The following is a 268-nucleotide window of genomic DNA, read 5'->3' on the forward strand; positions in this document are numbered from 1 at the left end:
CTGTTGGCGCGCGGCACATTCGGCAAAGTGGCGGTATTGGGACACGAGCGCGTCTATCCTCCGCGCTGATAAAGGAATAGAACCACATCGCAAAATCACTTGTCGGTATGCAGTAATATATGACTCCAATGACTCGAGAGTGCTTCGGCTTGCTGCAACACCGTCTGGACGGCGGCGTCCTGCAAATCGGGTGGAAACCCGTACTTGCGAAGAATGCGTTTGACCAACACTCTCATCCTGGCACGCGCAGACTCGCGATGCGCCCAGT

Annotated in this window: 1 protein-coding gene; it reads right to left on the bottom strand. The window is 55.6% G+C overall.

Going from position 1 to position 268, the window contains the following annotated elements; genetic code table 11:
• Positions 1-95: 95 nt before the first annotated feature.
• Positions 96-268, bottom strand: a 173-nt coding sequence (locus tag SB771_RS34785) for a type I restriction enzyme endonuclease domain-containing protein (protein ID WP_410722013.1), incomplete at its 5' end; no start/stop codon positions are given.

The sequence above is a fragment of the Burkholderia sp. SIMBA_051 genome (genome assembly GCF_046534915.1).
In the GTDB taxonomy this organism is placed as follows: domain Bacteria; phylum Pseudomonadota; class Gammaproteobacteria; order Burkholderiales; family Burkholderiaceae; genus Burkholderia; species Burkholderia ambifaria.